Source organism: Daejeonella sp. (assembly GCF_037719425.1).
Classification (GTDB): Bacteria; Bacteroidota; Bacteroidia; order Sphingobacteriales; family Sphingobacteriaceae; genus Daejeonella.
In genome coordinates this window covers 19,846-29,225 of sequence record NZ_JBBJNI010000040.1, presented here as the reverse complement: position 1 = coordinate 29,225, position 9,380 = coordinate 19,846, and the positions used below count along the sequence as shown (strand labels likewise).

The following is a 9,380-nucleotide window of genomic DNA, read 5'->3' as shown; positions in this document are numbered from 1 at the left end:
ACAATAAATGTATTTATCTTTATAAAAACTGTCAACCTAATTAAGGACGAGTCAGGAAGAAGTTGAGAGTTCAGAATTAAGAGTTGACAGTGGCATATCGGATACCTGCCAGCGTTTTTTAGCCTGCCTGACGGCAGACAGGCTTTCCATTTTCAATGCTTTGAAACTTTGAAGCTTTGTGGACACTCTCCACTCTCCACTTGATTAAACTTCCTCTTCTTCGACGTTAACATCATAAGGGCTGAACCAAATTCCTGCGATAAAAACTCTCCACTCTCCACCTTCAACTTTCCACTTATCAAGCTTTTATCTTAATATTGTGGCAAATGTCATCTGATGTATGATTAAGCAGTTCCGCAGTATCAATCCTGTTAATATTATTTTTCTTACGGGGATTACGCTTTTACTGAGATCAGGTATCTTCATACACTTGCCTGATCAGGTCAGTGTCGATTTCATTGAGCCGTTTGCGAAGCTATTGGTTCCAATACCTGAGAATAGCTTTCCAGCCCTGACTAATATTTACCTGGCTGCTTTCCTGCTTTTGGTCCAGTCACTCATTTTCAACAGGATCATCAATTCATATAACCTTCTTGGAAAGTCCACTTACCTGCCGGCTTTGGTATATGTTTCCGCCGGGAGTTTATTTATACCCTTTTTGATACTAAGCCCGGCTCTGTTCTGCAATTTTCTTTTACTGTGGATGATGGAGAAGTTTCTCAGCATCTATAAACGGGATGAGGTACGGTCGGTAATGTATGATCTGGGTATGATGGTTGCGTTGGGTACACTGATATATTTTCCGTTTATTGCTATGCTGCCGCTTCTTTGGATCAGCCTCATTATATTCAGGCCCTTTAACTGGAGGGAGTGGCTTGCGGTTATAACCGGTTTCATAACTATTTTCTTCTTTCTGGGAGTATTCTACTACTGGAATGATTCACTTGATCAGTTTTACAGGATCTGGTTGCCTCTTGCTTCTAAATTCCCAACTAACCTGCGTATCAACCTCTATGATACTCTTGTTCTAATTCCGGTAGTCGTCATACTAATCCTTGGGTTTTTTCAGCTCCAAACGAACTTCTTCCGAAGCGTGGTCCACCTCCGCAAATCATTCCAGCTGTTATTTTTCATGTTCGTCATCGGTCTTGTATCCTTTTATTTGAAGCAAGACCTAAGGTTATATCATTTCCTTTTGTGCGCTCCACCGGCCGCGGTACTAATGGCCTATTACTTTTTACATGCAGGAAAACGGTGGCTCTATGAAAGTATGTATCTCATCCTTGTTGGGGGGATTATCTACTTTCAGATTTTCTAGTTGCTTCGCTGCGCTCGCAAGGACACGCGATTGCGAATTTGGATTAGCCATGTTGTCCTTGCGAGCGCAGCAAACTACCAGTTGACTTCTTGGATTAATATTTCGGCCTTCTCTTGTTCGTGCTCTGTTGTCTTTGCGAGCCTGCCTGCGGTAGGCAGGCGCAGCGAAGCAACCTTTTAACCTTTTTTAACACTAAAAAGCCTTAGCAGTCTCAAAATTTAAATAGATTTGTAGCATAAACCGGTACGGGTTAAGAGTTTGTGCCGGAGCTAAACAAAATAGTCAAATAATGAAATTCGGAGCTGTAATTTTCCCTGGATCGAACTGTGATGAAGATATTATTTATGTTCTAGAACAGGTAATGGGCCAGGAAGTGGTTCGCTTGTGGCATAAAGATCATAATTTGCAGGGCGTTGATTTTGTAGTATTACCTGGTGGTTTTTCTTTCGGCGATTACCTTCGTTCAGGCGCTATTGCTAAATATTCTCCTTTAATGCAGGAGATCATACAATTCGCTAATAAGGGGGGGTATGTTTTAGGAATATGTAATGGTTTTCAGATCCTGGCTGAGGCAGGATTAGTGCCAGGGGCGCTGCTTCACAATACCAGCAGGAAGTTCATTTGCAGGAATGTTTATCTTAAGCCAGCAACCACCAATAGTTTAATGACCTCCTTATTGGATCCCGATAAGGCACTAAAAATTCCGATCGCTCACGGCGAGGGTAATTATTTTGCTGATGCGGATGCTTTAAAGAAAATTCAGGATAATGATCAGGTGCTGTTTCATTACTGTGATGAAAATGGAAATGTTTCCGCGGCTTCAAATCCAAATGGATCTCTAAATAATATTGCAGGTGTTTGTAATGTAAACCGAAATGTTTTTGGGCTGATGCCACATCCGGAACGTGCTGCAGATCCAATATTGGGTAATCAGGACGGGCTTGGGATCTTCGAGTCTATTTTAAATATCGTCAGTGCTTAATGTCGCATCTGGTTATTGATATTGGTAACTCCCGTACAAAGATTGCTATTTTTGATGATCATAAACTCGTTAAGAATGATGTCCTTGAAGATCTCACTGAGGAAAAGCTTAGAGATTATTTAAAAGAGAACAGCATACAACAAAGTATTATTTCATCAGTTAGAGATGGGATTGAGAGGTTAGAAAATGTGCTTATTGAGCAAACGGTTTACATCCGGTTTTCCGCTGCCTTGAATACGAATATAAATAATCAGTACAAATCCCCTGAAACTCTTGGCTTGGACCGACTTGCCGGAGTGATTGGAGCGAAAGCTTTATATCCTGGGGAAAATTGTCTGGTGATCGACTTGGGTACATGCATAACCTATGATGCGATCGATAATGATAATGTCTATAAGGGCGGGAGCATTTCTCCGGGGCTAAACATGAGGCTTCGTGCGATGCATGAACTCACTGGTCGGTTACCCCTAATCCCGCTGGACGATTTCGATGGATCCGAAGGAAATAATACCGGGACATCAATGCTGTCGGGAGTAGTGAATGGAACCTTTTTAGAGATGGCTGGATTTATTGAGCAGTATAGAGCTCAGTATTCTGAGCTTCGGGTAATACTGTGCGGAGGGGATGCGAATTTTTTTGATACTAGGCTGAAAAATAGCATCTTTGCGCACACTTTGAAAACCGAGCCTGATTTGGTACTTATTGGTTTAAATGAAGTTATTAATCAACAATGATAAAGATTTTCAAAAATATATTTTTTATAACCCTTCTTGCTGCCAGTGTATCCGCTACAGCGCAAACCACCTCAAGCTCACCGTATTCACAATTCGGTTTGGGCGACTTAAAGGGATCTCTTTTACCCCAAACGAGAGGCATGGGGGGAATAAGCATGGGAATTCGTAAACCCGGTGTTTACGATAATATAAATATGGCAAACCCGGCTTCTTACTCAACCCTCTCTCTGACTACATTTGAAGTAGGGGCATCCATGGATTTGAGAAGCCTTAGTAAAGCCGGAACTAACGGTAAAAGCCAGTTCAATTCTACTTTAAGTCATATAAACTTCGGGATCCCGGTTAGCAGATCTTCAGCACTTAGCTTCGGCTTAGTACCATACAGCGACCTGGGCTACCAGTTTAAGAATACCGGTAAGCTCGATACTAATAATGTTGAATATGTTTATGGCGGAGAAGGCGGTGTCTCAAAAGCATACGCTGGTTATGGATTTAAGCTTGGCAAAAACTTAAGCTTAGGCTTTAACATTGGTTATCTTTTTGGAAGCTTGAAAGAAAATCGGTCTGTTGACTTCCGGGTCCCTGCAACTATAAACAATAAAGGTGGTTATGATCTGGCAGCGTTTAATTCACGCACGCAATATCAGCACTCTGTTAGTGGATTCAGTTTTGATCTGGGATTGCAATACGAGGCAAACGTGAATGATAAAACAAAGCTAATTTTAGGTTATGCTGCGAATACAGGTAATAAAATAAATTCGAGAAATGATATCGTAACTACCAGATATAGGAGAAATGCTAATGGTGATGACACCGGGGTAGTTGACAGCACGTATTATTTAAAGGGTCGTAAATCCAAAATAAATATGCCAATGACGCATACCGCCGGATTCGCATTCGAAAGAAACAATGCATGGTTGTTCGGTGCGGACTTTTCCTATAGTAAATGGTCTGATTATAGTGAAGGCTCTGTTAATGCAGGCCTGAATGACAGTTATGGTATAGCGCTGGGAGGTCAGGTGACCCCTGATGCAAGTTCGATCAATAACTACTGGAAACTGGTGGATTACCGCCTGGGTATGAAGTACGACAGAACTTTTATAAATATAGGCGGCAATGATATAAAGCAATACGCTGTTACATTTGGCTTTGGATTTCCTCTGCCAAGCAACCGCACTTCTTTTTATCGTATAAATCTTTCAACCGAAGTGGGGCGTAGAGGAAGCGAGAAAAACAATCTAATTCGCGATAACTATGTCAACATTAATCTTGGGTTTACGCTCAATGATAAGTGGTTCCAAAAAACTTATATCGAATAGATCATGAAATCCCACCGTTTTATATCCTGCCCACCTGCAGGCATAACCGGTGTCTTTTTCCTGATATGCACCATTTTCCTCTCTGCTTGTGAGAATAACCTGAAAGACGTCGAGCAGATATCTGCAAAAAAACTTTCAGTGCCAGTGGATAAATCTATAGGTGTGACTATGCTTTACAGTGATTCAGGCTTTGTTAAGGCAAAAATGATCACCCCTGAATATCTTCACTATAAAACGGACAAGCCGTATATCGAGATGAAAAAAGGTGTGACCGTTATATTCTATGATACTCAACAGCAGGAAACCAGCCGGGTGAGATCAGATTATGCCATCAGGCGTGAAAACGAAAAGCTTGTTGAACTGAAACGAAATGTTGTTGTCACAAATGAACGCGGACAAACATTCAAATCTGAAGAACTAATATGGGATGAAACAAAAGGAAGGTTTTTCTCCAATGTTCTTGTAAGTATTACCTCGCAGGGAAATACTCTGTTCGGAAACAATTTCTGGGCTAATCAGGATTTCTCCTATTACGAGATCCAGCAGGCTTCTGGAGACTTGAGTTTAACTGACAAGCAGGGGTTTTGAATAAGTGGAAAGTTGAGAGTGGAGAGTTGAAAGTGGGCGCTCTCCACTCTCAACTTTCCACTCTCAACTATTTTATAACTTTATTCAAAATTTGTATCTTGCGCCCTCTTTTAAAAATTATAATAGAATATTGATATGGGAATAATGAGTTTTTTGCGAAACCGTGCCGGGATTATCATCGTTGGAGCGATTGGTTTTGCAATAGTTGCATTTTTGGTGAGTGACGCGGTTCAGATGGGCGGATCGATTATGAATTCGGCTCAGACTGAGGTTGGTGAAGTTGATGGCGAAGCAATTTCGGTGCTTAAATTTAACGAGCAGGTGGAATTAAATACCAATAACTTCAAACAACAAATGGGTCAGAGCAATTTGGATCCACAGATGACTTCTTATATTATTGAGAATACCTGGAACCAGTCGGTTTCCAAGATTTTGATGGATAAGGAAATAACCAGGTTAGGATTGCAGGTTAGCAAAAATGAGCTGAACGATCTGATTACTGGTAAGAATCCGGATCCACAGATCCTGCAAAACTTTGGTGATCCTCAAACGGGCCAACTTAACAGGGTTCAATTAAATTCCTTTTTGGATAACATCAAAACTCAGGATGCTAAAAGCCCTGTAAGTATTCAGTGGACTTCTTTTTTACTAAACATACGTGAGAATAAACTGGCTCAAAAGTATAATAATCTGATTAAGAATAGCTTATATGTGACCTCCCTAGAGGCCAGAGCAGATTACACTCAACGGAACAAACTGGCTAACTTCAAATTCGTGAACCTGGATTATGCTTCAATTCCGGATAATCAGGCGAAGGTCACCGATCAGGATTATAAAGATTACTACAACGAGCATAAGTACCGCTTTAAAAATCAGCAGGAAACGAGAAATTTTGAATATGTAGTTTTTGATGCGAATCCAACTAAGGCAGATACAATGGAAGCGAAAGCCATTGTAGATAAAACTGCTGCGGAGTTCAGAGCTGCTACAAACGATTCACTTTTTGTGAGTATTAATTCAGAAACTAAAATGCCGGTTAGCTATGTTCGTAAGGGACAGCTTGAAGCGGCCATGGATTCTGCTATTTTCGCTTCTTCTAACGGTGCGTTTATCGGCCCGATATTTACCAATGGCCAATACAAAATGGTAAAAGTGCTGAACCTTAAAACCGAACCCGATTCGGTGAAGGCCAGTCATATACTCATAAATCCGGCTACAGAAGGCGGTGTTGACAAAGCAAAAGCTAAAGCAGATTCTCTGGCGGCGCTTATCAGGAAAGGAGCCAGCTTTACTGAGCTTGCAGCAAAATTTGGTACTGATGCCAGTAAAGATAAAGGCGGAGAGCTGGGAACATTTGCCAGGGGAGCTATGATCCCGGCTTTCGAAGAGTCGGTTTTTGGTGGGAGCATAGGTGACCTTAAAGTAGTAACAACTCAATTTGGTGTTCACGTGATTAAGATAACCGGTCAGGTAGGCAGCTCAAGAGTTGCGAGAGTTGCGATAGTTGACAAATCTCTTGCAAGCAGCAGTAAAACTCAACAGGCAGCCTATTCAAGAGCTACGGCATTCCTAAGTTCAGCGAAAGATGCAGAGTCATTTAATGCAGGCGCTCAAAAATCAGGATATTCAAAGCTTATTGCTGAAAATGTAGTTCCTACCCAATCTTCTATTCCGGGACTGGATAATCCAAGGGAGATGATCCGATGGGCTTTCGGCGCTGATAAAGGTGACGTTTCAGAGCAGGTATTTGAAATGGGGAACAAGTTTGCTGTAGCGACGGTTGTTGACGTATTTGAGAAAGGAACTCTTCCGCTTGATCAGGTTAAGAAGCAAATTGAAACTTTGGTTCGTAATAAGGTTAAAGCCCGTATGCTTACTGAAAAGATGACTGCTGCGCGCGCTGGTGCATCTGCAATCGAACAGGTAGCTCAAAAAGCAGGCAGACCGGTTACTCCGGTTCAAAATATAGTGTTTGCCAACCCGGTAATTCCTGGAATTGCTCAGGAGAATAAACTGGTGGGTGCAATCTTTGGGTCACAGCCAGGTAAATTATCAGAAGTGATTGAAGGCGAAAGTGGTATCTACGTTTTCGTTGTGAATGGATTCACTAACCCTGCCCCCCTCACTAACGTGTTTAAACAAAAGGTTCAGGTGGCTCAGTCTCTTGTTCAGCGTGCACCAGGAGAAGCGTTCAAGATCTTGCGCGACAAGGCAGATATCAAAGACAATCGGGTTAAGTTCTTTTAAGCCCTTAATTCATTAACTTTGTAACCGGAAGTGACTTTGTTGCTTCCGGTTTTTCTTTGAATAGAGGAGTGAGGTGGGAGGACTGAGATTGGAAATCTTGAGTCGGAACTGAAATCGGCGGTCAGAGATCTGGTGCCAGGGACTGAAATGCGGTGTGTACGTATTATGCTCCCCGTTAAGGTGAGATGTTCGCATGGGGTGGACTGACTGAGGGGTCATTGTTGCAAAGTAAACTAATTAGGTTCCGGCCTTCGCCGGAATGACATAACGTGAGGGGTGATTATGGAGATTCTGGCCTTCGCCAGAATCGGAGTAGTTTAGCGTGATGTCTGTTTGTTTAAGGATTAGACTAATTAGGTTCCAGCTTTCGCTGGAATGACATAATGTATCGGGTGATTAGAGGAGATTCTGGCCTTCGCCAGAATTGAAGTTTATAACGAAAAATCAGTAAGGCGGGGCTATTAGAGGCTCAGATTCCAGCGAAGGCTGGAATCCCCCAATTCCCCGAATAGCTTGTCATTCCGGCGTAAGCCGGAACCTCAGAGAAAGCATTATTGATAAAACAATGTTATTATAAATAGAAAATAAAACAAGCTTGGCACGTCAGGTGAGGAAGAACTTCTGACATCCGACCTGTAAAAAAATATGATTGATAAATAAACGTTAATAGAAATAGATTATAACCAGAGGCAAGGCACGTTCGGCGGAGAGAAACTTCCGAACTCTAACTTCAATTAAAAAATGGATATCCAGGAAAACATAGTTAACAAAGTTGCTCAAAGTGGTTTGGTAAGCTTTGACTTTGCCGAATTATATCCGCAGGGTGAGCGCATCTTATATGATATCAAGGATAACTTGTTTCACGGCCTGATGCTGCGGGAGAAGGATTTCAGAGAATTCGTAAAAGAGCACAACTGGGAGCAGTACAGTGGCAAGCATATCGCGATCACCTGTAGTGCAGATGCTATCGTGCCGACCTGGGCATATATGCTTCTTGCAAACCGGCTGGCTCCGGTCGCCAAAACAGTAGTTTTTGGGAATCTCGAATTGCTTGAAACCATTCTTTTTGAAAGAGAGCTTGAAAAGCTGGACATAGAAAAATACAGAGATCAGCGAATTGTGATTAAGGGATGTGGTGAGATTGCCATACCGGAATCCGCGTTCATCGATTTGACAGTCAGGCTTACGGGAGTTTCTAAAAGTATAATGTATGGCGAGCCATGTTCGACGGTGCCTATTTATAAGAGGAGGGACTAATTGAAGTTGAAAGTTGAAAATGGAAAGTTGAAAGTGGCAATTCGCCTAACCTGCCCAAAACTAGTAAAGGGCCGGTTAAATTCAGGCGCCCGAACCTCGCATCTCGTTTCTCGCTTCTCATCTCTCGCTGCTATCTTCCTACTTGTCCTTTCTACGGGAACCGTCTACAGCCAGGAGCTCAGGAATGTTAAAGAGCCCGTATTCCAGGTTGGCGAGCAACTAGGCTACAAGCTGCGATATGGATTCATTACCGCTGCTGAGGCTAATATCCGCGTGGAAAGCACGGACGTTAAATTTGATAATAAGCCTGTCTATCATCTTGTAGCCGAAGGGCGTACTGCAGGATCATTTAATGTCTTCTACAAGGTGCGGAATCGTTATGATTCTTATATAGACAAAACAGATCTTAGCCCATATCTTTATACAGAGAGTATCCGTGAAGCCAACTACAGGCGTAGCGACAGAGCTCGATTCTACCAGGATGAGAAAAAGATCGTGTCTAATAAAGGAACGTTTAAAGGAGACGGGCAAACCTTCGATTTGCTTTCGGCCTATTACTTCGCCCGGAGCCTTGATATATCTAAGTTAAGTGTCGGATCCAAATTCAGTATGGATTATTTTCTGGATGATGCAGTTACAAAACTCGCAGTTCAGTATGTAGGCAAAGAGCGGGTGAAAACGGCATTGGGATATTTTAATTGTTTGAAGTTTAGCCCTTCCATACAACCAGGCAGAATTTTCAGAAAAGACAGCAAGCTCTACCTTTGGATCACCGATGATGGAAATAGAATTCCCGTAAAGGCACAGGTAGAGATCCTGGTCGGCTCAGTAACATTAGAGCTGACATCGGCTAAGGGGTTGAAACTTCCGTTGACGGCTTTGAAATAGAGAATCAAGAATACAGTATCAAGTATCAAGATCCAAGAATCAAGACT

The 9,380-nt window shown here is 42.2% G+C and carries 8 protein-coding genes; all 8 read left to right on the top strand.

Annotation, left to right across the window (positions count from 1 at the left end; translation table 11 throughout):
* Window positions 1–340 precede the first annotated feature (340 nt).
* The 8 genes from WKF69_RS07430 (at window position 341) to WKF69_RS07395 (ending at window position 9,333) form a co-directional block, all read left to right on the top strand.
* Window positions 341–1,318 carry a DUF6427 family protein gene (locus WKF69_RS07430; protein ID WP_340380868.1) on the top strand — a complete coding sequence of 326 codons (978 nt, stop codon included), beginning with the start codon at window positions 341–343 and terminating at the stop codon, window positions 1,316–1,318.
* A gap of 289 nt (window positions 1,319–1,607) precedes the next feature.
* Window positions 1,608–2,300 (top strand): phosphoribosylformylglycinamidine synthase subunit PurQ, encoded by a 693-nt coding sequence (gene purQ / locus WKF69_RS07425; RefSeq protein ID WP_340380866.1) that lies wholly within the window; start codon window positions 1,608–1,610, stop codon window positions 2,298–2,300.
* Complete coding sequence (locus WKF69_RS07420; RefSeq protein ID WP_340380864.1) at window positions 2,300–3,034, top strand: type III pantothenate kinase; 735 nt, start codon at window positions 2,300–2,302, stop codon at window positions 3,032–3,034. The genes purQ and WKF69_RS07420 overlap by 1 nt, the downstream gene beginning before the upstream one ends.
* Window positions 3,031–4,353: a hypothetical protein gene (locus tag WKF69_RS07415; protein ID WP_340380862.1), complete on the top strand. Its 1,323-nt coding sequence runs from the start codon at window positions 3,031–3,033 to the stop codon at window positions 4,351–4,353. The genes WKF69_RS07420 and WKF69_RS07415 overlap by 4 nt, the downstream gene beginning before the upstream one ends.
* A gap of 3 nt (window positions 4,354–4,356) precedes the next feature.
* Window positions 4,357–4,941 carry an LPS export ABC transporter periplasmic protein LptC gene (gene lptC, locus WKF69_RS07410; protein ID WP_340380860.1) on the top strand — a complete coding sequence of 195 codons (585 nt, stop codon included), beginning with the start codon at window positions 4,357–4,359 and terminating at the stop codon, window positions 4,939–4,941.
* A 144-nt stretch (window positions 4,942–5,085) separates the two neighbouring features.
* Complete coding sequence (locus WKF69_RS07405) at window positions 5,086–7,188, top strand: SurA N-terminal domain-containing protein (RefSeq protein ID WP_340380858.1); 2,103 nt, start codon at window positions 5,086–5,088, stop codon at window positions 7,186–7,188.
* A gap of 741 nt (window positions 7,189–7,929) precedes the next feature.
* On the top strand, window positions 7,930–8,445 hold the full coding sequence (locus WKF69_RS07400) for a DUF2480 family protein (RefSeq protein ID WP_340380856.1): 516 nt from the start codon (window positions 7,930–7,932) through the stop codon (window positions 8,443–8,445).
* On the top strand, window positions 8,446–9,333 hold the full coding sequence (locus tag WKF69_RS07395; protein ID WP_340380854.1) for a DUF3108 domain-containing protein: 888 nt from the start codon (window positions 8,446–8,448) through the stop codon (window positions 9,331–9,333).
* Window positions 9,334–9,380 lie beyond the last annotated feature (47 nt).